We start from the raw sequence: 23,445 nt of genomic DNA, 5'->3' as shown, positions 1-23,445 counted from the left end.
CCCCGCTGGCCCACCCTGACCAAGACCGTCAAGCACATCCTTGACGTGTACGCGGCCAATGCCAACAAGTACGAACGCCTGGGCGACTGGGCCAACCGCATCGGCTGGGAAACCTTCTTCAAGCTCACCGGCCTGAAGTTCACCCATCATCTCATCGACGACTTCCGCGATCCGGCCTACTACACCTGGCGTCAGAGCACCCAGTTCAAGTTCTAGGTTCGTTGCAACCCCGGCGGTGCCTGGCGCACCGCCGGGACAGGAGAAGAAAATGGCTGACAAAGACGTTATTGTTGACTTCCTCAAGGGCAAGTCCGCTGCCAAGTCCAAGTTCTATTTCAAGGACTTCACGGAACTCTTCCCCGACAAGGGCCCCCGCGAGGTAAAGAAGCTGCTCACCCAGCTGGTGAACGAGGAAGTGCTGGAATTCTGGTCCTCCGGTTCCACCACCATGTACGGCCTCAAGGGTGCCGGCAAGCAGGCCCACACTGAGGGCGAGGACTAGGCATCAGGCCACGGGCAGGGTGTGCTGCCCTGGCAGAAAGATTTCATGCGGCCACAGGGATTCGCCGACCATGTGGGTCACATGCCGTACCGCTGTCAGGGAGGGGGCGCACCTCCCCCTCCCGCACGGCGCGGCGCCATGCAGGGGCGTTTCATGGCATGCCGGCTGTCCGTACACCAGCGGATAGCACCGGTATGCCCGGAAGAGTGCCCCGCAGGGCAGCCCGCATGTATTCCGGAGAGGCTGTTATCCGGGAAATGACAGCATGGCCGGAAGGCGGACCATGGATGCACAGGAAAGGCTTGCTCGTTTTGACGGCTAGCCGTCAGGGATAACGCCGTACACTGCCATTGCGCGGCGTATCCGGCCCAACACAGGGGTTGCGGCCTCCACGAGAACCGGCAGGGACATGTCCCTGCCGGTTTTTCGTGGGGGCTTCTGCCTGTGCTGCGGAGGAGGGAGCCTTTCCCCCTCTTGCAGGGCGGGGGAAAAACGCGCACAATCGCCTTTCGCGGCGGGAATGCCGCGTCAATTCCTGTGAGGATTCATCATGGCCTACCGTTTCATTCCGCAGTATGACGATGAAGAACTGGCCCGCATCCAGCTGGACGGGCTGCGTTACACCGTGGCGCAGGCGCTGAAGTCGCCGCAGTACCGGGAGCATCTGGGTGACGTGCACCCGGAGGATATTCGCAGTCTGGATGATCTGCGCCGGCTGCCCACGGTGGATGTGGAAGACCTGCGGGCAGGCTATCCGCTGCCGCTCCTGTGCGTGCCGCCGGAAGAGGTGGTGCGCATTCATGCCTCCAGCGGGACCACGGGCAAGCGCAAGATATTGTCCTATACGCAGCGCGACATTGATACTTTCAGTCTCCAGATGGCCCGCTGCTACGAGCTGGCGGGGCTGACGCCCGCGGACCGCATGCAGATTGCCGTGGGATACGGCCTGTGGACGGCCGGAGCAGGTTTTCAGCTGGGCAGCGAAAAGCTGGGCATGCTGACCATTCCGGTGGGACCGGGCAATCTGGACATGCACTTGCAGCTGCTGCGGGACATGGGCAGCACCTGCTTCGGGGCCACGGCGTCCATGGCTTTGCTCATGGCCGAAGAAGTGGAGCGCGCCGGAATCCGGGATGAACTGAAGCTCAGAAAGGTCATCTGCGGCTCGGAAACCCGCAGCGAGAAGATGCGGCAGGCCATTGAAAGCAAGCTGGGCCTGGAAGCCAGCTATGACATTGCGGGCATGACGGAAATGTACGGGCCGGGCACGGCCATGGACTGTGATGCCCATGACGGCCTGCACTACTGGGCGGACCTTTTCATCATCGAGGTGCTGAACCCCGAAACCCTGCAACCGGTTCCCGTGGGCGAGGTGGGCGAGATGGTGGTGACCAGTCTGCGCAAGGAGGCCGTGCCCCTGCTGCGCTACCGCACGCATGACCTTTCCCGCCTGCTGCCCGGCAAATGCGCCTGCGGCCTCAACATGCCGCGCCATGACCGCATCCTGGGCCGTTCCGACGACATGATCATCTTCCGCGGGGTCAACATCTATCCCGGTCAGATCATGGATGTCATCGGCGCCTTCCCGGAACTGGGGGGCGAATATCAGGTGGAATTGCGCCGCGACGAACGGGCGATAGATCACATGACCCTGACCGTGGAACGGGCGCAGGGCGTTTCCGCCGATGGGGATGCGGCCCTGGCCGAAACCGTGGGGCGACGTCTGCACAAGGCCATTCTGGCCCGGGTGGATGTGCGCGTGACCGATGCCGGCAGCCTGCCGCGTACCTTCAGCAAGTCCAAGCGCGTGGTGGACCTGCGGCAGGTCTAGGGCAGGGCGTATGCGCCTGCCGGCTGCCCGGCAGGCGGTCCCCTATGGTGTCGCTGCCGGAAAATCTCCGGCCGGGCGCTGCGGTGATGCCGTGGCTGCCCCTTTTCTCCGGCGTCGTTTCTGCACATTACGTCGATTTTTCATGAACAGCGCGCGCAGGCGTTCTGCCTCTGGCATCTTCCGCGTTCTGGCGGTATGCTCCAGGGCAGCTCACATGCGGACGACCGTCGCCGGGTACCGTCCGCCTGCCGTTGCCTGTATGCCGTCTGCCTGCCCGGGCAGGGCAAGCGCCGTGCTGCCTTTCCATGAGGGACAGGCGGCCGCTGGTGCCCGGACTGTGCTGCGGCGGCAGGCCGCATGTTCTCTTTCTGGAGGATGCCATGTCTCCCACTGGAGCGGGTTTGCTGCTGGCCCTGGTCACAGCCTTGTTCTGGGGTGCGCTGCCCCTGGCCGTCAAACATATTCTGCCTGTGGTGGATGCCACTACCATTGTCTGGCTGCGCTTCTGCGTGGCAGCCGTCTGGATATGGATATTTCCCGAACGCCGCCCTGTGCGGCAGGCCGCGCCGGCGGCTAGCCGCCTGACCCGCCGGCAGATACTGCTGCTGGCGGTGGCTGTTGTGGGGCTGGGCGGCAATTTTGTCATGTTCAATACGGCGGTGGGCTATCTTGACGCATCGGCCTGTCAGATCATGGCACAGGGGGGACCTGTGCTGCTTCTGCTAGGCAGCGTCTTTGTGCTGCGCGAATCCTTTCTGCCCATTCAGGCCGGCTGTGTGGTGGTGCTGCTGGCCGGCATGCTGCTGTTTTTCAATACCCGCCTTGAGCAGCTTTTTGCCGGAACGGACAGCCGTTTTCTGGTGGGCATGCTGCTGAGCGCCGGGGCCTCCACCATCTGGTCCTTCTATGGCATTGCCCAGAAGGTGCTGCTGCGCTCCGTATCGCCCACCCGGCTCATGCGCATCATTTATCTTTGCTGTGCCCTGGGGCTGACGCCCTTTGTCTCGCCCGCGGACATCCTGCGCCTGAATTTCGTGCAGGGCCTGTGTCTGCTCTTTGCCTGCATCAATACGCTGGTGGCCTATGGCGCCTTTGTGAAGGCCATGAGCATCTGGCATGCGGCCAAGGTCAGTGCCGTGGTGACCACCACACCCCTGTTCACCATTTTTCTGGAAGCCATCCTGCAACAGCTGCTGCCTGGCGTCTACGAGGTGGAACCCCTGGGCCTGCTGGGCTACGTGGGCGCGCTGGTGGTCGTGGTGGGTGCCCTGGGCATTGCTGTCGGCCCCATGCTGCACTGGCCCCGCCGGCTCATGCCCCGGCGTGGCGCCTGAGCGTGACGACGCGCCGGCAGGCTTGGCCCTGTCGGCGCTTTGCGCTATGCTGCCCCGCATGAAAACGCATTCCCCATTTCCACGCGCAGCGCGTCCGACGCCGGAAGGCGCCGGCAAGGCTGCTGCATCCCGCCGGGGACCCGCCGCAAGGGCAGGGGCACAGCCCGGCAAGGCCGCAGACCGGCAGGACGCCGAGCACCCGGCCGGGCCGTCGCACACGGTGCCGGACTGGCGTTCGGCCCGTCGGGAAAAGCAGCGCGCGTCCCGCCATGCAGAGCAGCTTTCCCTGGCCCGGCGCTGGCCGCTGCTGCCGCGTGCGGCACTGCCGCAGGAGGACTTCAGCGTGCAGCTGGCCCCGCGCGACTTCATGCAGCCGCTGCTGGAAGAACTGGACGGGCGCGTCATCACGGTGCGGGACCGTCTTGTGCTGGCCAGGGGCAGGGCGCCTGCGGCCTGGGCACAGAATGTGTGGACCGCGCCGCGCTGGCTGCCCGTGGCCTCCATCGGGGATGCCGTGCGCCAGCTGACAGCCCTGCAACGCAACTGGCGCGGGCATTATCTGCGGGATGGCGGACAGGTGCGACGCCAGCATCTTGTGGAACAGGGCCTGCCGCACGTGGCCTCCCGCCCCCTGCGCTTTGGCGAGGCCGCGCCCACGGCACCGCTGGGGGCTTTTGCCCTCTGGGATCATGATCTGCTGCTGGCCTCGCCGGAAACCACCTCGCCTTTTGCTGACGGGGAGGTGCTGTTTGAGGAAAACCGGCAGGACCCGCCGGGGCGGGCCTATCTCAAGCTCTGGGAAGTCTTTACGCTGCTGGGGCGTCGCCCTGAGCCGGGCGCGCTGTGTGTGGACCTGGGCGCCGCACCGGGCGGCTGGACGTGGGTGCTGGCCGGGCTGGGGGCGCGCGTCTTCAGCCTTGACAGGGCAGCGCTGGCCCCGCAGGTGGCGGCCATGCCGGGGGTCAATCACTGTCTGGGCAGCGGCTTTGGTCTGGATCCGCGGCATGTGGGCTGCGTAGACTGGCTGTTTTCGGATATGATCTGCTATCCTGCCCGCCTGCTGGAGGTGGTGCGGCGCTGGATTGCCTGCGGTGCCTGCCGCAATGTGGTCTGCACCCTCAAGTTTCAGGCCAGCACGGATCATGAAACGGCCCGCGCCTTTGCCGCCCTGCCCGGAGGCGAGCTGCGGCACCTGTCCTGCAACAAGCATGAGCTGACGTTCATCTGGTCCCGCGAAGCGGCCGGCTGCTGAGCGTCGCGTCCGTCCGGAGGGCTGCGCCAGGCCATGCGCGTCACCTTGCGGCAGGGCTGCTTCAGCCGGCCTGCGGGGACCATCTTTTCACGTGAAACGGCGGGGCGGGGCGTACAGGCCACCCGGAAGCGGGCGCAAGGGCCTGCGCAGCACGGTGCCGTGCGCGAGACCCGAGGGCCTGGCGCACGGCATGCACAACCGGAAGAGGCCGGGCTAGAATTCCAGACTGCCGGGCGTGCGCGGGAAGGGAATGACATCACGGATATTGGTGATGCCGGTAAGCATCATGAGCAGGCGCTCGAAGCCCAGGCCGAAACCGGCATGGGGAGCGGTGCCAAAGCGGCGCAGGTCCAGATACCACCAGTAATCCCCGGCATTCTGCCCCAGTTCGAGCAGGCGGGCATTGAGCCGGTCCAGCCGTTCCTCGCGCTGCGATCCGCCGATCAGCTCGCCGATGCGCGGCACCAGTACGTCCATGGCTGCCACGGTTTCGCCGTCGTCATTGGCGCGCATGTAGAAGGCCTTGATTTCCCTGGGGTAGTTGTAGACGATGACGGGCCGCTGGAAGTGCTCCTCGGCCAGGTAGCGCTCGTGCTCGGTTTGCAGGTCCACGCCGAAGGCCACGGGAAAGGTGAAGTTCCGTCCGCTGTCCTGAAGAATCTGGATGGCCTCGTGGTAGGTGCAGCGGGCAAAGGGCTGCCGGAGCATGCCCTGCAGGCGTTCCACCAGACCCTTGTCCACATAGGCATCAAACAGGTGGATGTCGGCCTCGCACTGGCTGAGGCAGTGCTCCACCACGTGGCGGGTGAGGGATTCACCCAGCTCCATGATGTCTTCCAGGTCGGCAAAGGCCATTTCCGGCTCGATCATCCAGAATTCGGCCGCGTGGCGCGGCGTATTGGAATTTTCCGCCCGGAAGGTGGGGCCAAAGGTATAGACGCGGCCCAGGCCCAGCGCCAGCGCCTCGGCTTCCAGCTGGCCGGACACGGTGAGATTGCAGGAGCGCCCGAAGAAGTCCTCGGCCGGATTGGGCGCGCCGGGCAGGGTGGTCACCCGGAACATTTCGCCCGCCCCCTCACAGTCCGAACCGGTGAGAATGGGCGTGTGCACCCAGGCAAAGCGGCGGCTGTGAAAGAAGTCATGCACGGCCCGTGCCGCTTCGGAGCGGATGCGGAAGGCCGCGCCGTATTTATTGGTGCGGCTGCGCAGGTGGGCGATGGTGCGCAGAAATTCGTCGGAATGACGCTTTTTCTGCAGGGGGTAGGTTTCGGGATCGGCCTTGCCAAAAACCGTGATGGCCGCGGCGCGGACTTCCCACTGCTGGCCCTTGCCCGGCGAGGGCACCAGTTCGCCCTTGACGCAGATGGCGGCGCCGGTGGAGGCATCGCCCAGCGCCTCGTGAGCGGGAGTTCCCGCATCCACGATGCACTGCATATTGGCCAGGCAGGAGCCGTCGTTCACTTCCACAAAGCTGAAGTCCTTGGCATCACGGCGGGTGCGTATCCAGCCGCAAAGCGTCATGTCGCGCTGCGGCGCCGTGGCGGCCAGCGCATCGGCGATAAGCGTGCGTTGCATCATGTCCTTGCCTTGTAAACGGTGAATGGGAAAAAAAGGGGGATAGCGGCACTGTAGCCTGAATGCCGGCAAGGCTCAAGTCATGCCTGCTGCGGCGTGCGGGCTTGGCTTTTGCCCTGACTTTATCTACCATGAAAAAACGTACGCTGCGCTTCCGGCAGGGCTTGTCCTGTCCGGCTGGCCGGCCGGAACAAGGAGATAAGCATGAAAAAACTGTTGTGTGCTGCCGCGCTGGCCCTGTCCCTGGGCTGCCTTTCGCCGTCGCTGGCCGTGCAGGCCGCAGAGGCGGGAACGCCGCAGGCCGGCAAGGCCCAGGCCGACAAGCCTGTCAAGACGCAGGTGCGGGTCACTTCCGTCGCTGTGGTCAACGAGGGCACGGACAGCATCGGTGCGCGCCTGGCCACCCGGCTGAAGGAAACGTTTAATCAGAGCAATCTTTTTGTGCTCAATGAAAAGGACGAACCCAAGCTCCAGCTGCTCATCATGACACAGCCCGAATTTCCCGGCCGCCCGCATGTGGGGTCGGTGTACTCCGTGTGCTGGGTCTTCAAGCAGGGCGAAGGCTACCTCGGCTTCCTGCTGTCCCGTGAAGTGGGCACGCTGAACATGGAAGAAGTGGACGAACTGGTGGCCAAGCTGGTGGAACGTACGGACGGCATTGCCGCCAAGTACGAGAACCTCTGGAAGTAGGCGCATCTTTTACGTCATGGGAGTATGGCGCCACACCGCAGGGTGTGGCGCCATTTTTGCGTCAGGCGGATTGGCGCAGGCCGGCCAGAACAGCGCACGGCCCGCCTGCATTGCCGGGTGCTGCCAGGTCCCCCGCACTGACAGGACAGTGGCGGAAAGTCGCCTGCCGGTAAGGCAACAGGCGAATACGTTACTCAGGGGGCATCAAACGACGGGCTGTCCGGCGCAGGACTTCCGCGTGCTGCCGGGCGGCAGAACACGCGGGGAGACGACGGACAGACTTCTCCCCGCAAAACGTGTTCTGGTATCAGGACTAGAATTCCACACGCAGGCCGGCGCTGATGCCCCAGGGGGTGGAGGCTTTCACACCGTCTTCCCGCTCAAATTCTGCATACAGGCGGGCGTTTTCCGCAAACTGCAGGTCAAGGCCGGCACCGTAATAGACGCGGGTGCCGCGCAAATCATCACTGAATTGCACCCCGTTCACGGTGACGGTCTGGTCGCCAAGGAACTCGTGGTTCACGCCACCCTTGAGATAGGGCTGGAAATAGCGGCCTTCGTCTAGATCCCATTTCTTGCCCAGTACCAGACCGGCGCGGCCGGTGAGGGCGTACATGTCGTCCTGATCCACGTCCATGCCGTTGCTGGTAGTGAAATCCGTGCCCTTCATCCAGTACCAGGCAAGCTGTAGCTGCGGTTCCATAAAAAAGCCGTTGTCAAAGCGAAACATGCGGCCGAACTCCTGGCTGAAGCCGCCGCCATAGGTCGTATAGGAGCCGTGCACGCGCGTGCGGTCCAGCATGCGGGTCTTGAGGTTCTGGTCATACCAGTCCCAGCTCAGCACGGTGTCGGTATACCAGCCGTCGCTGTGCTGCCAGGTGGCGTAGGCCGCCACACCGTAGGAGCGGCTGTCACCGGAGCCGTCGTGCAGGCCGTCGATGCGCTGTTCGGCCCTGGTGATCTGGCCGCGCAGCCCAAAGAGCCATTTGTTGTTTTCATCCTGCTCTACGAGCCGGTCATAGCCAAAGGATGTGCCGTAGAAATTCTGGCTGAAGTCCACGCCATCCAGACCGGAGAGCCGATTTTCCTGTGTAAAGCCGCGCACCCACAGGCCATCTTTGCCGTTGCCGTAGCGAATTTCCCCCAGGCGCTCGCGCAGGTCGGAAAGCTGCCCCATCCACATGGCATAGGCCGAGGCCATGCCGGACAAGCCCAGCACAGTTTCGCCTGTGGGCGTCTTGTCTCCCTGGCCGGACGCTCCCACGGCACGACGGAGGTACCACTCCCGACCATCCGTGCCCATGCTTCGGTCCGCCAGCTCATAGAAATACAAGCCGTGTTCCACCTTGCCGCCGGCATTGGCCAGGGAAAAGTTCCCGCTGCCTTCCTGCTGTTGCACAATAAAGGTCGCCATGGCCTCCCGCGATGGTTCCGCGCCAGTGGGGTTTACGTAAAGGCGGTGTGTACCGCTGGCATGACCAATGATGATCTGGTCGCTCTTATCGGCATCAATATCCGTATTGACGATAAACAGGCCGTTGTTGCCGTTCAGACTGTCCGCAGTCAGGGTACGGAAGCCCGCAGCGGCAGCGGTATTCTGGTAGGTCATGTCTACGGTGCCGGAGGTGTTCAGGGTGAGTGCGGAAACCGGCGAGCTGTCGGTCATGTTCCAGTGTGCTGCACTGTCGAAGGTAAGGTCGATCTTGCTGCCCACATTGCCTAGAACATTTCTGCCGGTAAAAAAGGAATTTTTGTTCAGAAGATGAACGCTGATGCTATTTGTGGTGGCGGGGCTGTCCGTTGTTGTATCATAGGCATTGCCCCAGATGGAGGCGGTGTCCGTCTGTCCGGCCACAATATTGCCTTCAAGCTGGACAATGGCTTCGGTATTGCGGGACGAATTCACTGTGATGGTTGAGGCCTCTTCCCAGGTATTGCCGACGGCGTTGAGGACAACACGTCCCTTGGCCTGGAGGCCCTGCTGAAAGTCCAGGTGGCTGCCCGCCCGCGCCAGAGCCGAAATGGCAACGGCATCCTCATCGGCGGTTGTGTGATAGGCCACATGACCCGTAAAGGTGGCTGATGATCTCCAGTAGGCATAGGTACCGATGGACTCCACATCATTCCCCATGGACATAGTGCTGATGTCGGCGCTGGTAAATGTGGCATTTTCAATGTTATTTAGAAAAATTCCATAGTTGGACACAGCATTGGGAAAGTCCTGGAGGCTGGTTTTGTTTTCATATTCACGGGCGCCGGACGCCGTGATGTGAAGATGTCCGTCCACTGTGAGAGCGGATGCCTCTCCATTCGTATGCTGTAGATTAATGCCCACGGCGTTGTTGCCACCTTCTACCGTGATGTCCAGATCTCCCTTGAAGTGAAGATCGGCATCGTCGGCAGCCCAGCCGGCAAATGCGTATTTCTGATCCGAGTAGCGATTTGCTATACCGTAGGTATAGTAGGGGGCATCCTTGACCAGAATGGAGGTATTGCCGCCAACGGTCAAGCTGGCGTCCTCTTGGGCCAGAATCCCTGTGGAGCGATTTCCGTGCAGCATGGTGATGTCGAGGTCGCCATCCAGTACAAGGGTGGAACCTTCACCAGAAAGCGAGATACCCTTCTGGGAGTTGAGACCATAATCTTCGTCAGCAGCAGCCGGAGGGTACACGTCTGTATGCCGATAATTATCCACAAAAATGGTGGTATCACCGCCCACATGCATGGTCCCGCCGCTTTGGATATGGATACCCTGACGTGTCGTTTCGATTTTCGAACCGGTAAAATGCTCGGGAATGACTGAGATGGATAGATTGTCGCGTATGGCAAGATCACTCCTGCTCCAGACAAGAACACCCGTTCCGAATTCCTTATTGTTATATAGACATGTTCCCTCGTTTGGCCTGAAATTCTCTTCCGTAAAATTTTTATCAGAGAGTGAGCCTGTCGCAGTAATATCTATTGTTACACTTCCGTCATATATTTTGGAATAACCGTCTGGGTGATTGTCATCAGCACGAAAATGGATGTTTTTTTGTGTAAGTGTAACATCGGCGGCTACAGCTTGATATGTCAGTCCGGAGAATGTTCCCCATGCCAGCAGCAGGATGCCCGCCATTTCCGGCTGCAGACATTTTTTCAGAATAACTAAGTACGTCAATTGAATTTTTTCAACAACATATTGCAGCATCTCTTCCCCCATGTTGTTTGTCTGAAAAGTATTATGGATGCGTTGAAAACCATGTACTTTTCAGAAATGAACGGCGAAAAAGTGTACTTTTTCGTCATGGGGGAGTTTTCGCTCCTAATATTTTTATTCTTTACAGAATATACAGTTATTGGTATATTTTTAAAAAATGTTATAACGTGTCGAAAATGTACACAATATTGTCAGTACATATCTATGTGTTATGACAGGCGTTTTGCCCGATAGCGGAAGGTTGATCGGGCCATGCCGCAGCGTCTGGCGGCCTCGCCGGCCGAAATGAGGCCTTGCTCCCACAGCGAGCGAATCTCCTCGAAATTGTGGGGGAGCGGCCGGGGCTCCCGCCCGAAGCGGATGCCCCGCAGGCGGGCTGCTGCTATGCCCTCGGCCTGGCGCCGGCGGATGTTTTCCCGCTCGTTCTGCGCCACAAAGGACAATATCTGTAGCACCAGATCGGCGATGAAGGTGCCCATGAGGTTCTTGTCGTGGCGGGTGTTGAGCAGCGGCATGTCGAAAACCTGAATATCCACCCGCAGTTTGCGGGTCAGCAGACGCCACTGTTCCAGTATTTCCTCATAGTTTCTGCCCAGCCGGTCGATGCTGGTGATGCAGAGCATGTCGCCCGGTCGCAGGCAGGACAGAAGACGCCGGTACTGTGGCCGGATGAAGTTTTTGCCTGATATCTTGTCCACAAATATCTGTGCCATGGGTATGTCGTGATGGCGCATAGCCATAAGCTGGCGGCCTTCATTTTGATCGCCACTGGATACGCGAGCATAGCCGTATATTTTTCCCATTGCTGTTCTCCTCGATGTTGAGATTGCAGGACGCAGGCCGCTTCTGGAGAGAGGCGGCAGACCGGTTAACCAAAGACAAACCGCCTCTTTTCCGAAAAGAAAAGAGGCGGTTTGCAGCAGAAAACGGGGAGGGGAGGATCGGCGCGGCGAAAGAGAAGATTATCCGCCGTGGCGCAATACAAACAGACGGGCGGCCAGGGCTTCCAGCACACGGGCGGGCGTGACGTTGAAAGCCAGGGCTTCCTGGGCTTCGGCAAGCCAGCTGGCACATTGGGCACGGGCGCGGGCGTCCAGGGAGAGCAGGGCCATGTCCAGCAGGCTGTGGCTGTCGGCCTGCCCGGCCAGCACCCGGCTCAGGGACTTCTGGCAGGCCAGCAGGATGCGGCCTGTCAGCGGGGCGTCCAGGGCATTGCGGGCGCCGCTTTTTTCAAACAGGCCCCGGCCGCTGGTGAGAAATTCGCCCAGGGCCTCTTCCCACGGCAGGACCTGCGCATCGCGGGTCTGGCTGTCCGGCCAGGGCAGCGTCAGGCAGAGAGAGCGGGAAACCAGCGTGGGCAGCAGCTGTTCGCGTTGTGCGGCCAGCAGCACAAAGCGGGTATCGGGCGACGGTTCCTCCAGGCTCTTGAGCAGGGCATTGGCCGCTTCGTCCCGCGTGAGGGACAGGCCCATGAGGATGACAACGCGCGGACCAGGCCCGTGGGGAGCATCGCGCAGGCGGCTCTTGAGCAGGCGCACCTGCTCCATATTGAAGGCCCGTACAAGGCCGGGGTTTTCCTCGTCTTCCCGGTTGCTGATGCGTCCGTCGTAGGCCAGCATGTCCAGGTGCTCGCCCGTGCCGGTTTGCAGGCAGGTGGGGCAGTGCAGGCAGGGTGTGCCCTGGGGCAGCGGCTGCGGACATTTGAGGCGGCAGGCCCACCAGCGGGCCATGTCCAGCCGCTGTTCTTCCGTGCCGCCTTCCAGCAGCAGGACCTGCGGCGGGCGCTGGCCCAGACGGCTCAGCGCGAGCAGCAGATGCCGGAAGGCATCATCTGCCAGGGAGGCAAAGAGCGTGGGTGCGGTCATGGGCTATCCGGGAGATGCCGGCGGGGCATGGCGCCGGCCGTGAACAAAAAAGGCCCGGCAGCTGGCCGGGCCTTGGCATGATTGTCGTGGTTAGCGGACCATGGTGGCCTTGCGGTCCGGCCCGACGGAAACAATGGACACGCGCACGCCGCTCAGTTCTTCAATGCGCGTAATGTAGTCACGCACAGGCTGCGGGAGCTGATCGTAGCTGGTGCAGTCGCTGATGTCCTCGTCAAAGCCGGGCAGTTCCTCGTAAATGGGGGTGACACGGCCCAGGGCGCCTTCCATCTGCGGCATGTATTCCAGGCGCTGGCCGTCCAGCTCGTAGGCCACGCAGATGCGGAGTGCGGGCAGCCCCCGCAGCACGTCCAGCTTGGTCAGGGCCATGTCGGTCATGCTGTTGAGGCGCACGGTTTCGCGCAGCACCACGGTATCCAGCCAGCCGCAGCGACGGGGCCGGCCCGTGGTGGCGCCGAATTCGTGCCCCTGCGTGCGCAGGTAGTTGCCGGTATCGTCTTCCAGTTCCGTGGGGAAGGGGCCGGAACCGACACGGGTGGTATAGGCCTTGACGATGCCCAGGATGCGATCCAGGGCGCGGGGGCCTACGCCGCTGCCCGCCGCAGCGGAGCTGGCCACGGTATTGGAAGAGGTCACATAGGGATAGGTCCCGTGATCGACATCCAGATGGATGCCCTGTGCCCCTTCAAAAAGAATGTCCTGCCCCGCATTCTGGGCCTTCTGGATGGCTGCGGACACATCGGTGAGGTAGGGGGTCAGGCGTTCTGCCTGGGCCAGCAGGGTCGAGACCACTTCGTCCGCATCCAGGACGGGGAAGTGGTACAGGTCGCGCAGCAGCACGTTTTTTTCCAGCAGGGCATGGCGCACCTTTTCGCGCAGCAGATCGGGCTGGGCAAGGTCCCCGGCGCGCACGCCGATGCGGGCCACCTTGTCTTCATAGCAGGGGCCGATGCCGCGGCCGGTGGTGCCGATCTTCTTGCCGGCGCGCTTGGCTTCGCGCGCCTGGTCCATGGCCTTGTGATAGGGCAGGATCAGATGGGTCTTGGGACTGATGCCCAGGCGGGCAGGCGATACGTCCACCCCCTTGGCAGCCAGGGCGTCCACTTCCGTAAGGAAGACTTCCGGGTCCAGCACAACGCCATTGCCGATGAGGCAGACCTTGTTTTCATGCAGGATGCCGGAGGGGATGAGATGCAGGATGGTTTCCCTGCCGTCCACCTTGATGGTGTGCCCGGCGTTGTTGCCGCCCTGAAAGCGCACGATGAGGTCGCTTTCGGCACTGAGCATATCCACGATTTTGCCCTTGCCCTCGTCGCCCCACTGGGCGCCGATGATCACTGTATTAGCCATGCTTACCTCGTCCTCCACACGGGGGGATAAAAAAGGGGGGCCGTGCCCCACGCGCAATTCCTTTGATATTCCCTATCCTGTCCGGGGCGGCAAGTCAAACCGGCGGGGGTCAGTCCTTGTGCTGTGCCGGCTGAAAGGGCAGCACCCGGCAGGTATGGGGCGGGCGTTCCGCTGTTTCGTCGTGTGCCGGCTGGCTGTCTGCCGGGCTGTCCAGGTGGAAGGCGGCAAGGGGGGACGGCGGGGGCGGGCTGCCCTTTTCCGCATGTTCCGTGCGGACCTGGGCAGACCAGTAAAAGTTGAAGAGCTGGTTCTTCATGTGCTTGGCCTGGATCAGCGAAAAGATGAGCACCGCCTCTTCCCAGCGCTTGGTGGGTTCAAAGCGGCTGGCAATGGTGGCGTACTTGTTCCAGAGCGACATGAGCGAGGCCTCGTCAACGGCATCCAGCTGGCGGGCAATGCGGGCAAGCAGCTTTTCCATAAATCCTCCCGAGCCTCTTGTACGGTCTTGCCGGGCGGGCGTCAAATGCCCGTGCTGGCCTTGCGGGCCGCTTTTTGCTATGCAGGGACGGTGCCGCCCCTGCGCCGTCCGGCATTGTTCTGGCCGGCCGGCAGGACGGGCGTGAAGAGACAGTTACTTCGGGAGGAACCACGATGCGCGATCTCAAGGCCATGTACAAGAATGTCCAGAAAGACGTTTTTCCTGATACCATGACCATCCTGCTGGGAGAGGAAAAACTGATCTACAGAAAACGTACCTGGACGCTGGACGGGGAAGAAAAGGGCCTGCGCTACGGCGAAAATCCCGATCAGCCCGCCGCGCTCTACGAACTGGTGGACGGCGGCATCACCTGCGGGGGCCTGCGCTGGCGCGGTCCGGGGCAGGGCATTGTTTCTGCGCTTACCGAGGCGCAGATGATCCAGGCGGGCAAGCATCCCGGCAAGACCAATCTTACGGATGTGGATAACGGGGCCAATATTCTGCAATATCTCACCGATCGCCCGGCGGCCATCATCCTCAAGCACAACAATCCCTGCGGCGCGGCCTGGGCCGAGGAGGGCGTGGCCACGGCGCTGGAGCGTGCCTTCTGGTGTGACCGCATTGCGGCCTTCGGCGGGGCGGTGGTGACCAACCGTGCCTTTACCCGCGAGGCGGCCGAAATGGTGGCGGCCAGCTATTTCGAGGTAGTGGCGGCCCCGTCCTTTGAAGAGGGCGTGGTGGACATCCTCAAGAGCCGCAAGAATCTGCGCATCATGGAACTGCCCGGTCTGGGCCGCCTGGAAGAGCTGACGGCGTCCTCCTTCCTGGACATCAAGAGCCTGGCTGACGGCGGCATCGTGGTGCAGAAATCCTTTGTGAACCGCATCCTGCGCAATGAGGATTTTCTGCCCGCGGCCGCCACGGACAAGAACGGGCTTTCCGTGGCTGCCCGCATGCCCACACCGGCGGAAATGGCCGACCTGCGCTTTGCCTGGGCCGTGGAAGCGGGGGTGACCTCCAATTCCGTCATCTATGCCCGCAACGGCGCCACTGTGGCCATTGGTACGGGTGAGCAGGACCGCGTGGGCTGTGTGGAACTGGCCGCCCACAAGGCCTATACCAAGCATGCCGATGTGCTGGCCTTCCGTGAGCACGGCCTGTCGCTCTACGAATTGCAGCAGAAGGCCGCCACGGACCCGGCCCTTGACGAGGCCCTGCAGGATATCGAACGGCGCACCCGGGAAGCCCGGGGCGGTCTTGCGGGATCGGTGCTGGTGTCGGACGGTTTCTTCCCCTTCCGGGATGGCGTGGATGCGGCCATGAAGCAGGGGGTCACGGCCATTGCCCAGCCCGGCGGCTCGCTGCGGGATGCGGAAGTCATCATGGCCTGCAACGAGGCCAGCCCGCAGGTGGCCATGGTCTTTACCGGCCAGCGTTCCTTCAAGCACTAGGAGCGGCCGTTGCACAGCGAGCATTCCTCAGCGGCAGCCTGCCCGGCAGGGAACGGCGGCATGACGTCCTTGCAGCTTTCCCTGCCGCGCCTGTGCGTGTCTGCCGTGTCCGGCGGAGGCGGCAAGACCCTGTTTTCTCTGGGGCTGGCGCGTCTGCTGCGGCAGCGCGGTCTGCGGGTCCGCCCGTTCAAGAAGGGGCCGGACTATATTGATGCTGCCTGGCTGTCCCAGGCCTGCGGGCGGGCGGCCTGCAATCTGGATCCCTTCTTTCTGGATGCCGACGGTCTGCGGCGGCTGTTTGCCCATGCCGCCGGGCAGGACCGGCCCGGCATGGCGCCGGACGTGGACCTGGCCCTGCTGGAAGGCAATCGCGGCCTGTATGACGGCCTGGATGTGCAGGGCAGCTGCTCCACGGCGGCGTTGGCCCGCACGCTGGACTGTCCTGTGGTGCTCAGCCTCAACTGCACCAAGATGACGCGCACGGCCGCTGCCGTGGTGGCCGGCCTGGCCCGTTTCGAGCCGGGCGTGCGCGTGGCGGGGGTCATTCTGGGGCAGACAGCCTCCACGCGCCACGAAAGCATCCTGCGGCGGAGCATTGAAGCCTATACGGATGTGCCTGTCCTGGGCTGTCTGCCCAGGCAGCGCCAGAATCCCCTGCCGGAACGGCACATGGGGCTGGCCTCGCTGGAGGGCGACAGCTTTTCGGCCGAGACGGAAGCCGTGCTGGACGGTCTGGCCTCGCTGGTGGCGGAACATGTGAATGTGGAGGCTGTGCTGGAGGTGGCCCGCTCGGCGGCCCCGCTGACGGTGCCGTTGCCCGAAGGCTGTGCCGATGCGGCCGAGGCCCTGTTCGGCCCTGCCCGGCTCCCGAAGGCTGCGCCGCGTATCGGCTATGTGCGCGATGCGGCGCTCTGGTTCTACTATCCGGAAAATCTGGAGGCCCTGCGCCGGGCCGGGGCGCAGTTGGTGCGCCTGTCCCTGCTGGACCCGGCGCCCTGGCCGGAGCTGGACGGCCTCTATCTGGGAGGCGGCTTTCCCGAAGACTTTGCCGCCGGGCTGGCGGCGTCTCCTCACCTTGCCCGCCTGCCTGATCTGGCGGCAGCGGGCCTGCCCGTCTTTGCGGAATGCGGGGGCTTCATGGTGCTGGCTGCGGCGCTGGAGCGGGATGGCGTGCGCCATGCCATGAGCGGCCTTTTTCCCGTGTGCGCGCAGTTCTGTGCCCGTCCGCAGGGGCTGGGCTATGTGGAAGGCCGTCTGCTGCGGGATACGCCCTATTTCAGGGCAGGTGAGGTCCTGCGCGGGCACGAATTCCATTTTTCGCGTTGTCTTCCCCTGACGGCGGCGCCGCTGGACACGGCGCTGGAGCTGCGCCGGGGCGTGGGCATGGGCGGGGGACGGGATGCCCTGGTGCGCGGGCGCGTGTGGGCATCCTATACGCATTGCTTTGCTCCGGCCGTGCCGCAATGGGCCGGCCGCTTTGTGGCAGCGGCCGCCACCTTTGCCGCGGAACGGGCGCACGACTGACGCCGGGGCACGCCCCCGCGCCATGGCATGGCCTGCAGACAGCAAAGCCGCCGGGTGATCCGGCGGCTTTTTTGTGCGGGAAAGGAAGAACGGCAGCCTAGTCGCTGAAGCGGCCCACGATGATGTCATCCAGGGCGCGCTTGGGCACGTGATGCACCTGCTGCGCGTCGCGCCAGTAGGCAACGGAGCCGTCTGGCGGCAGGGGTGCGATACGGCGTTCTTCCTTGGCAACGCCCAGACCGAGCATGAGTTCGATTTTGTAGCCCTGCGGCACCTGGAGCAGGGCCTGCATCTTGGGATGATTGAAGCTGACGATGATGCAGCAGCCCCAGCCGCGCGAGGTGGCGGCCAGCTGGATGGTCTGGGCCGCGATGCCGGCATCGATGAAGGTCAGCTCGCGGGCATCCTCCGGCACCAGCATGGCAATGAAGCCCGTAGGGCGTTCACCGGGGAAGGGGCCGCCCCAGTCCTTGAGGGCGCCGGCCCAGGTGGTCAGCGGAAAGGCCGCCTCCACGGTTTTGCCGCTGACCAGGATGTAGCGCAGCACCTGCGCATTGCGGGCGCTGGGCGTGACGCGGGCGCAGTCGGTGAGCCATTCCAGGTCAGAAAGATGCAGAGGCTGTTCTTCCACAAAGCGGCGGCAGGTGCGGGCCGTGGTCACAAGGGTTTTGAAATCCATGGGATGCCCCCTAGCTGTGCTGCTGGGTATGATTGAAGGCCAGTGAGTACAGGTGGTGGAAAAAGTCCACATATTCCACGGAAACGTGGTCCGGCACCTTGATGCGGGCGGGCGCAAAATTGAGAATGCTGGTCAGGCCGGCATCCATGAGGTGCTGGGCGGCGCGCTGGGCACGTTCCGGCGGGGTGGTGATGATGCCGATTTCGATGTGCAGCTCGGCTACCATGCCCTTGAGGTCCTTGGTGCAGTGCACTTCCAGGCCGTGAACGATTTCCCCGATCTTGAAGGGGTCGCAGTCGAACAGGCCCACGATATTGAAACCGCGGGAGCGGAATTCGCCGTGATTCAGAATGGCCTTGCCCAGATTGCCCACTCCGATGAGGGCCATGCGCCATTCGCGGTCCACCCCCAGGGCGGAGGTGATGGAGGCAATGAGCGATGTGATGTGATAGCCGACGCCGCGGATGCCGAACTCGCCGAAATAGGCGAGGTCCTTGCGTACCTGCGAGCCGTTGACGCCACAGGCCTCGGCCAGGGGGTTGGAGGAAATGACCTCCACACCGTCCCGGGAAAGATTTTCAAGAACCTGTACGTAGGTGGCCAGGCGCTGGATGGTGGCGCGCGGTATGTGCTTGCTCTTTGGTTGGGAAACCATGAGGATATCCTGTTGATAAAAACACGTGTTGTGAAATAAAGTTTTTGTTACAATACTGCAAAACGCCGGGCGCTGCAAGTGCTGTGTGCCCATCAGGGCACGTTTGCCCATGGCGGCCGTGCGCGGAAAAGTGCCCGCCCGTCAGCATGTTGGGGCCGGATACAGGTGCTCAATGGCGGGCAGATGCCCTGTCGCGGGCACGGCATGCGGGCAGAATGGCCCGGTAGCGTGCCCGCGGACGAGCAGAAAGGGAGAACCGTCACAGGTCGGTTCTCCCGTAAAAGGGGGCGTCCGTCGCCGGTTAGTTGGCGGGGTAGGGGCGCTGGGGCGCGTCAAGGGCCATGGCCAGACATTCGTCCAGCGTGGGATGCGCGTACATGAAGTCCTGCGAATAGCCGTGCCGGGCGCCGTGCAGCACCAGCAGCTCGGCGGCCGTGACAAGGTGCGACACATCATGCCCCACGGCGGCCATGCCCACCAGCTTGCCGTCGCAGCGCACGGCCTTGGCAAAGCCGCTGATGTCGCCATGGGCCTGGGCAATGGCATTGGCGCTCAGGGGCGCCACGGAAACCGTCACCTTGCCCCGCGCCGCCGCAGCGCGCGCCGTGAGGCCCACACGCATGACTTCGGTGCTGCCGTAGACGCAGGCCGGCACAGGACCGTCATCATAGGGCGCATGGATCTGTCCCAGCAGCAGGCGGGAGACATACAGGGCCTGATGCTCGGCCGCATGGGCAAGCTGCACGCGCCCGTTCACATCGCCCACGGCATAGACATGGGGGGCTGCCTGCAAATAGGTGTCCACCATCACAGCGCCGCGCCGGTCAAGGGTGCAGCCCAGCTTGTCGCAGTCCAGGCCGGCGGTATTGGGCGACCGTCCCACGGCCATGAGGGCGCGGGTGGCCGTGAATATCTGGCCGTTTTCCAGCATGAGCACCGCCTGGCCGTCCCGGCTTTCCAGCGAGGTGGCCCGGATGCCGCAGATGACCGACTGCCCCTTTTTCTTGCAGGCACGGGCCATTTCGGCGGCAATATCATCATCTTCGGCAGGCAGGATGTGCGGGGCCGCCTCCACGATGGTGATGCGGCTGCCCAGCGCGCTGTAGACATCGGCCAGTTCCAGGCCGATGACCCCGCCCCCCACGATGAGCAGACTGTCCGGAATGTCCGACGAGGCCAGCAGGTCGGTGCTGTCCAGCACGGCCAGGTGGTCGGCGGCCAGACCGGGAAAGGCGGCTGGGCGGGAACCGGTGGCAATGATGATGTCCGCAGCGCGGACATGATGGCTGCCCTCGTTGCCGTCCACGCGGACAAGCCCCGGTTCAAGGCAGGTGGCATGCCCTTCCATCACGGTGATGCCGGCAGCGGTCAGCTGCTTGCTCAGGGCCTGGCGCGTTCCGCTGACAAAACGCCGCATGCGCGTGTGCATGGCCGGAAATTCCAGGGAAACATCGCCGGAGAGCACCCGCAGCTTGTTCAGGGCCTGCACGCTGGCCCGGGTGGTGACGGCCCCCAGCAGCATCTTGGTGGGAATGCAGCCGCGATTGAGGCAGGTGCCGCCCAGTTCCGCGCTTTCCACCAGAACGACGGATTTGCCTTCAGCGGCCAGCAGGCGTGCGGCACGCGTTCCGGCGGGGCCGCCGCCGATGATGCAGACATCGCAGGTCATGGTTTCTCCTTGGGAGAGGATCCGCTCCGGGCGGATCGAAAAGAAGTTATTTGCCGTCCTTCATGCGGAAATCCACCCGGATCTTGAACAGTCTGGTGGCCGGCAGATTGAGAATGGGGACCCCCGTGCGGGCAGTGATCTGATCCAGGGTGTGCTGCACGTCCTCGCGAGAGGGGCCGATGCAGGTGAACCAGATATTGTAGCGGTGCTCGCGCAGATAGTTGTGCGTCACGCCCGGGCAGGCGTTGACCGCGGCCACAAAGGCGTCCATCTTGTCATCGTCCACCTTGGCAGCGCAGAGGGTGGAGACAAAGCCCAGCTTGGAGGACTGAAAATTGGCCCCCAGCCGGCGGATGATGTGGCGCTGGCGCAGGGAGCGGATGCGCTCAAAGGCTTCCTGCTCGCTGATGCCCACCATGGTTCCCAGGTCGGCATAGGGGCGGGGCGTCAGGGGAAAGGCAGTCTGGATAATGTCCAGCAGCTGCCTGTCCAGGGCATCCAGGGTCACCGGTTCGGGAGAAAAGGTGGCGCCGTCGGGCACGGGCTGCGTGGTGTGTGGCATGGTTCTCCTTGCAGGCGGGGCAGCCCGCCATGGCGGGCCGCCCCTGGACAATCCGGCGGGCTAGCGGGCCTGCCGTTTGGGTTCGTAGGTGCACAGGGGTTCAGGCCCCATGTGATTGCCGGTCATGCTCCAGGCACGGGCGCGGCAGCCGCCGCAGACCTTGTGGAATTCGCAGACGCCGCATTTGCCCTCGTAGGCGGACTGGTCGCGGAACTGCCGGAAGTAGCTGCTGTTGCGCCAGATTTCCGGGAAGGGCGTTTCCCGGATGTTGCCGCAGTTCAGCTCCAGGTAGCCGCAGGGCTGCACCTGCCCCGTATGACTGATGAAGCAGAAGCCCGTGCCGCCCAGGCAGCCGCGGGTCAGGGCATCCATGCCGAAGGTGTCGGGCGTGACGGCAATGCCTTCCTCGTGGGCGCGCTGCCGCATGATGCGGTAATAGTGCGGCGCACAGGTGGCCTTGAGGTGCATGCTGGTGGTCTTGCGGAAGTCATAGAGCCAGTGCAGCACGTCCTCGTACTCCTGGGCGCTGATGACCTGATCGGCCAGACCGGAGGCCCGGCCCATGGGCACCAGCAGGAAGATGTGCCACGCCGCGGCTCCGATGCGTTCGCACAGGTGGAAGATATCCCGGAAGCTGTGCAGATTGTTGCGGGTCACCGTGGTATTGATCTGGAAGGGCACCCCTGCCTGCTTGAGGTAGTCGATGCCCCGCATGGAGGCCTCGAAGGCGCCGGGCACGCCGCGGAAGTCGTCATGACTGGCGGCATCGGCCCCGTCAATGGAGATGGAGACCCGCTCCACACCGGCATCGCGGATTTTCTGTGCCAGTTCCGGCGTGATGAGGGTGCCGTTGGGCGAAAAGGCGCAATGCAGTCCCTTGCCGTGGGCATAGGCCACCAGGTCATAGACATCGGGGCGCATCATGGGATCGCCGCCGGTGAAAATGATGATGGGATTGCCCACCTCGGGGAAGGTGTCGATGAGGGCCTTGGCCTCTTCGGTGGACAGCTCGCCCGGATAGGGTTCCGGGTGCGCCTCGGCCCGGCAGTGCTTGCAGGCCAGGTTGCAGGAGCGGGTCACCTCCCAGGCAATGAGCTTGCAGGTGGGGGAGCCGTCGGGCAGCAGGCGCGGCCTGCCGCCGGGATGGCCTCCCGGCTTTCCCCCTGGATGTCCCCCCGGATGCCCGGGGTGTCCGCCGGGATGTCCGGCTGCGGGATGTGCGGTATGTCCGTCCATTAGCGAACCAGCCTTTTTTCCAGCAGGGTTTCCGTGAAATAGGTAATGAGCATCTTGGCGCCGGCCCGCTTCAGGCCCAGCAGGCTTTCCAGCATGACGGCCTCTTCATCGATCCAGCCGTTGATGCCCGCTGCCCGGATCATGGCATATTCGCCGCTGACCTGATAGGCGCACAGGGGCACATCCGTCAGATCGCGCACCTGGCGCAGGATGTCCATATAGGGACCGGCCGGCTTGACGATGAGGCAGTCTGCCCCTTCGTCCAGGTCCGCCAGGGCTTCGATGCGGGCTTCGCGGGCATTGCAGGGATCCATCTGATAGGCCTTGCGGTCACCGCAGGCAGGGGCGGATTCGGCCGCCTCGCGGAAGGGACCGTAGAAGGCGGAGGCATATTTCACGGCATAGGACATGATGGGCGTCATGCTGTAGCCGGCCTCGTCCAGCGCCTGGCGGATGGCGGCCACGCGCCCGTCCATCATATCCGAGGGCGCCACCATGTCCGCGCCGGCCGCCACATGGCTCACGGCGGTCTTGGCCAGCAGGGGCAGGGTGGGATCATTGAGCACGGCCCCTTCGGGGGTCAGCACGCCGCAGTGCCCATGGCTCATGTATTCGCACAGGCAGACGTCGGTAATGACATACAGGTCGGGCCAGCGCTTCTTGAGCCGGCGGACGGCCTGCTGTACGATGCCGTCTTCGGCATAGGCGCCCGAGGCCTTTTCGTCCTTGACGGCCGGAATGCCAAAGATGATGGTGGCCTTGAGGCCGTTATTCACGGCCTTTTCCACCTGCTTTTCCAGTTCGTCCAGCGACAGCTGGTACTGGCCGGGCATGGCGCTGATTTCCTTGCGGAAGTGGGGATCGTCATGTTCCACCACAAAGTAGGGCATGATAAGGTCTTCAGCCAGCAGGGGCGCGGTTTCGCGCACCATTTCGCGCACCCGGGCAGAGCTGCGCAGGCGGCGACCACGATGAAAGCTTTGCATGATATACCTCGATGCGGGAAAATCCCGCGGTTGTGGACTGATACGATCAGGCTGTCCTGATGTGCGAGGCACTATAGCTCAAAATGACGCAGGGGAAAAGTGGACCATCACACAAAGCCGCCGCCCGCACGGCGGCCGTTCCCAGGAGAATCTCCCATGGAAGAACGCAATGACATGAAGGGACGACGCGGCCTCCAGCGCCTGCGGAATGCCGTACGCTATTCGCTGGACGGGTACAGGGCCGCCTGGCAGGACGAGGAGGCCTTTCGTCAGATTGTTCTGCTGGCGGTGGCGGGCATGCCGCTGGCCTGCTGGCTGGGGGAGAGCTGGAGCGAGCGGATAGTGCTGGTACTGCCCCTGGTGATCTGCCTGCTGGTGGAATTGCTCAACAGCGCCATTGAAAACGTGGTGGACCGTATTTCGCTGGAGCGCCATCCCCTGTCCAAAAAGGCCAAGGACATGGGCAGCGCGGCGCAGTTCACGGCCCAGTGCTTTCTGGCCGTGGTCTGGCTGGGCTTTCTGCTGGCGCGTGTGCTGGACTGACGGTCGGCCGTCTTTCGCTGGGGTCGCTCGCCACGTTTCTCCCCGT

At 63.2% G+C, this 23,445-nt stretch carries 20 protein-coding genes and 1 pseudogene; 9 read left to right on the top strand and 12 right to left on the bottom strand.

Annotated elements, in window-relative coordinates; genetic code table 11:
* The 5 genes and pseudogenes from Q0J57_RS04275 to Q0J57_RS04255 form a co-directional block, all read left to right on the top strand.
* Positions 1 to 216: pseudogene (locus Q0J57_RS04275) on the top strand (sulfite reductase, dissimilatory-type beta subunit); the annotation flags it as partial.
* A 52-nt stretch (positions 217 to 268) separates the two neighbouring features.
* Positions 269 to 502 carry a dissimilatory sulfite reductase D family protein gene (locus Q0J57_RS04270; protein WP_297217417.1) on the top strand — a complete coding sequence of 78 codons (234 nt, stop codon included), beginning with the start codon at positions 269 to 271 and terminating at the stop codon, positions 500 to 502.
* 550 nt (positions 503 to 1,052) lie between these two features.
* A complete protein-coding gene (locus tag Q0J57_RS04265) occupies positions 1,053 to 2,333 on the top strand; it encodes a phenylacetate--CoA ligase (protein ID WP_297217415.1) in 1,281 nt (426 codons plus the stop codon).
* Between the two features lie 380 nt (positions 2,334 to 2,713).
* Positions 2,714 to 3,667, top strand: coding sequence for a DMT family transporter (locus Q0J57_RS04260; protein WP_297217413.1), 954 nt, complete (start codon positions 2,714 to 2,716; stop codon positions 3,665 to 3,667).
* Positions 3,668 to 3,725: 58 nt separating this feature from the next.
* Positions 3,726 to 4,919: an SAM-dependent methyltransferase gene (locus tag Q0J57_RS04255; protein WP_363315453.1), complete on the top strand. Its 1,194-nt coding sequence runs from the start codon at positions 3,726 to 3,728 to the stop codon at positions 4,917 to 4,919.
* Positions 4,920 to 5,132: 213 nt separating this feature from the next.
* On the opposite strand, the gene asnS is transcribed toward Q0J57_RS04255, so the two are convergent.
* Complete coding sequence (gene asnS / locus Q0J57_RS04250; RefSeq protein ID WP_297217436.1) at positions 5,133 to 6,494, bottom strand: asparagine--tRNA ligase; 1,362 nt, start codon at positions 6,492 to 6,494, stop codon at positions 5,133 to 5,135.
* A 204-nt stretch (positions 6,495 to 6,698) separates the two neighbouring features.
* Between asnS and Q0J57_RS04245 the strand changes: the two genes are divergently transcribed.
* On the top strand, positions 6,699 to 7,184 hold the full coding sequence (locus tag Q0J57_RS04245) for a hypothetical protein (protein ID WP_297217411.1): 486 nt from the start codon (positions 6,699 to 6,701) through the stop codon (positions 7,182 to 7,184).
* A 313-nt stretch (positions 7,185 to 7,497) separates the two neighbouring features.
* Here the strand turns inward: Q0J57_RS04245 and Q0J57_RS04240 are convergent, their stop codons facing one another.
* From Q0J57_RS04240 to Q0J57_RS04220, 5 genes are all read right to left on the bottom strand, one after another.
* Positions 7,498 to 9,909, bottom strand: coding sequence for an autotransporter outer membrane beta-barrel domain-containing protein (locus Q0J57_RS04240; RefSeq protein ID WP_297217409.1), 2,412 nt, complete (start codon positions 9,907 to 9,909; stop codon positions 7,498 to 7,500).
* A 683-nt stretch (positions 9,910 to 10,592) separates the two neighbouring features.
* Positions 10,593 to 11,186 (bottom strand): recombinase family protein, encoded by a 594-nt coding sequence (locus Q0J57_RS04235; protein WP_297217407.1) that lies wholly within the window; start codon positions 11,184 to 11,186, stop codon positions 10,593 to 10,595.
* 159 nt (positions 11,187 to 11,345) lie between these two features.
* Positions 11,346 to 12,248 (bottom strand): DNA polymerase III subunit delta', encoded by a 903-nt coding sequence (locus Q0J57_RS04230; protein WP_297217405.1) that lies wholly within the window; start codon positions 12,246 to 12,248, stop codon positions 11,346 to 11,348.
* Between the two features lie 90 nt (positions 12,249 to 12,338).
* The gene (locus Q0J57_RS04225) at positions 12,339 to 13,616 is read right to left on the bottom strand and encodes an adenylosuccinate synthase (RefSeq protein ID WP_297217403.1); all 1,278 of its coding nucleotides are present in this window, start codon (positions 13,614 to 13,616) and stop codon (positions 12,339 to 12,341) included.
* A 109-nt stretch (positions 13,617 to 13,725) separates the two neighbouring features.
* Positions 13,726 to 14,094, bottom strand: a complete 369-nt coding sequence (locus Q0J57_RS04220) for a hypothetical protein (RefSeq protein WP_297217401.1) — start codon at positions 14,092 to 14,094, stop codon at positions 13,726 to 13,728.
* Between the two features lie 173 nt (positions 14,095 to 14,267).
* On the opposite strand from Q0J57_RS04220, the gene Q0J57_RS04215 reads away from it, so the two are divergent.
* Positions 14,268 to 15,545, top strand: a complete 1,278-nt coding sequence (locus Q0J57_RS04215) for an IMP cyclohydrolase (RefSeq protein ID WP_297217399.1) — start codon at positions 14,268 to 14,270, stop codon at positions 15,543 to 15,545.
* A gap of 60 nt (positions 15,546 to 15,605) precedes the next feature.
* The gene (locus Q0J57_RS04210) at positions 15,606 to 17,069 is read left to right on the top strand and encodes a cobyrinate a,c-diamide synthase (RefSeq protein ID WP_297217397.1); all 1,464 of its coding nucleotides are present in this window, start codon (positions 15,606 to 15,608) and stop codon (positions 17,067 to 17,069) included.
* 97 nt (positions 17,070 to 17,166) lie between these two features.
* Here the strand turns inward: Q0J57_RS04210 and Q0J57_RS04205 are convergent, their stop codons facing one another.
* The 6 genes from Q0J57_RS04205 to hemB all read right to left on the bottom strand — a co-directional run bounded on the left by Q0J57_RS04205 (position 17,167) and on the right by hemB (position 22,856).
* Positions 17,167 to 17,748, bottom strand: a complete 582-nt coding sequence (locus tag Q0J57_RS04205) for a nitroreductase family protein (protein WP_297217395.1) — start codon at positions 17,746 to 17,748, stop codon at positions 17,167 to 17,169.
* 10 nt (positions 17,749 to 17,758) lie between these two features.
* Positions 17,759 to 18,403 (bottom strand): redox-sensing transcriptional repressor Rex, encoded by a 645-nt coding sequence (locus tag Q0J57_RS04200; RefSeq protein ID WP_297217393.1) that lies wholly within the window; start codon positions 18,401 to 18,403, stop codon positions 17,759 to 17,761.
* 301 nt (positions 18,404 to 18,704) lie between these two features.
* A complete protein-coding gene (locus Q0J57_RS04195; RefSeq protein ID WP_297217391.1) occupies positions 18,705 to 20,072 on the bottom strand; it encodes an NAD(P)/FAD-dependent oxidoreductase in 1,368 nt (455 codons plus the stop codon).
* 46 nt (positions 20,073 to 20,118) lie between these two features.
* The gene (locus Q0J57_RS04190) at positions 20,119 to 20,634 is read right to left on the bottom strand and encodes an AsnC family transcriptional regulator (RefSeq protein WP_297217389.1); all 516 of its coding nucleotides are present in this window, start codon (positions 20,632 to 20,634) and stop codon (positions 20,119 to 20,121) included.
* A gap of 60 nt (positions 20,635 to 20,694) precedes the next feature.
* Positions 20,695 to 21,870 (bottom strand): heme b synthase, encoded by a 1,176-nt coding sequence (ahbD, locus tag Q0J57_RS04185; protein ID WP_297217387.1) that lies wholly within the window; start codon positions 21,868 to 21,870, stop codon positions 20,695 to 20,697.
* On the bottom strand, positions 21,870 to 22,856 hold the full coding sequence (gene hemB / locus Q0J57_RS04180) for a porphobilinogen synthase (protein ID WP_297217385.1): 987 nt from the start codon (positions 22,854 to 22,856) through the stop codon (positions 21,870 to 21,872). The genes ahbD and hemB overlap by 1 nt, the downstream gene beginning before the upstream one ends.
* A gap of 156 nt (positions 22,857 to 23,012) precedes the next feature.
* Between hemB and Q0J57_RS04175 the strand changes: the two genes are divergently transcribed.
* A complete protein-coding gene (locus tag Q0J57_RS04175; RefSeq protein WP_297217383.1) occupies positions 23,013 to 23,399 on the top strand; it encodes a diacylglycerol kinase in 387 nt (128 codons plus the stop codon).
* The last annotated feature ends 46 nt before the right edge of the window (positions 23,400 to 23,445 follow it).

The organism is uncultured Desulfovibrio sp. (genome assembly GCF_944324505.1).
In the GTDB taxonomy this organism is placed as follows: Bacteria; Desulfobacterota; Desulfovibrionia; order Desulfovibrionales; family Desulfovibrionaceae; genus Desulfovibrio.
The sequence above is the reverse complement of the archived record's forward strand: the minus strand, read 5'-3'. Positions and strand labels throughout refer to the sequence as shown.

Bases quoted from the DNA above. Each gene is read 5' to 3' on its own strand.
- Q0J57_RS04240 (WP_297217409.1), bottom strand. From the start codon at position 9,909: ATGCATGTGGGCGGTGATACCACCATTTTTGTGGATAATTATCGGCAT.
- Q0J57_RS04255 (WP_363315453.1), top strand. From the start codon at position 3,726: ATGAAAACGCATTCCCCATTTCCACGCGCAGCGCGTCCGACGCCGGAA.
- Q0J57_RS04230 (WP_297217405.1), bottom strand. From the start codon at position 12,248: ATGACCGCACCCACGCTCTTTGCCTCCCTGGCAGATGATGCCTTCCGG.
- Q0J57_RS04245 (WP_297217411.1), top strand. From the start codon at position 6,699: ATGAAAAAACTGTTGTGTGCTGCCGCGCTGGCCCTGTCCCTGGGCTGC.
- Q0J57_RS04260 (WP_297217413.1), top strand. From the start codon at position 2,714: ATGTCTCCCACTGGAGCGGGTTTGCTGCTGGCCCTGGTCACAGCCTTG.
- asnS (WP_297217436.1), bottom strand. From the start codon at position 6,494: ATGCAACGCACGCTTATCGCCGATGCGCTGGCCGCCACGGCGCCGCAG.
- Q0J57_RS04220 (WP_297217401.1), bottom strand. From the start codon at position 14,094: ATGGAAAAGCTGCTTGCCCGCATTGCCCGCCAGCTGGATGCCGTTGAC.
- Q0J57_RS04210 (WP_297217397.1), top strand. From the start codon at position 15,606: ATGACGTCCTTGCAGCTTTCCCTGCCGCGCCTGTGCGTGTCTGCCGTG.
- Q0J57_RS04190 (WP_297217389.1), bottom strand. From the start codon at position 20,634: ATGCCACACACCACGCAGCCCGTGCCCGACGGCGCCACCTTTTCTCCC.
- Q0J57_RS04270 (WP_297217417.1), top strand. From the start codon at position 269: ATGGCTGACAAAGACGTTATTGTTGACTTCCTCAAGGGCAAGTCCGCT.
- Q0J57_RS04235 (WP_297217407.1), bottom strand. From the start codon at position 11,186: ATGGGAAAAATATACGGCTATGCTCGCGTATCCAGTGGCGATCAAAAT.
- Q0J57_RS04195 (WP_297217391.1), bottom strand. From the start codon at position 20,072: ATGACCTGCGATGTCTGCATCATCGGCGGCGGCCCCGCCGGAACGCGT.
- Q0J57_RS04200 (WP_297217393.1), bottom strand. From the start codon at position 18,403: ATGGTTTCCCAACCAAAGAGCAAGCACATACCGCGCGCCACCATCCAG.
- Q0J57_RS04225 (WP_297217403.1), bottom strand. From the start codon at position 13,616: ATGGCTAATACAGTGATCATCGGCGCCCAGTGGGGCGACGAGGGCAAG.
- ahbD (WP_297217387.1), bottom strand. From the start codon at position 21,870: ATGGACGGACATACCGCACATCCCGCAGCCGGACATCCCGGCGGACAC.
- hemB (WP_297217385.1), bottom strand. From the start codon at position 22,856: ATGCAAAGCTTTCATCGTGGTCGCCGCCTGCGCAGCTCTGCCCGGGTG.
- Q0J57_RS04265 (WP_297217415.1), top strand. From the start codon at position 1,053: ATGGCCTACCGTTTCATTCCGCAGTATGACGATGAAGAACTGGCCCGC.
- Q0J57_RS04175 (WP_297217383.1), top strand. From the start codon at position 23,013: ATGGAAGAACGCAATGACATGAAGGGACGACGCGGCCTCCAGCGCCTG.
- Q0J57_RS04205 (WP_297217395.1), bottom strand. From the start codon at position 17,748: ATGGATTTCAAAACCCTTGTGACCACGGCCCGCACCTGCCGCCGCTTT.
- Q0J57_RS04215 (WP_297217399.1), top strand. From the start codon at position 14,268: ATGCGCGATCTCAAGGCCATGTACAAGAATGTCCAGAAAGACGTTTTT.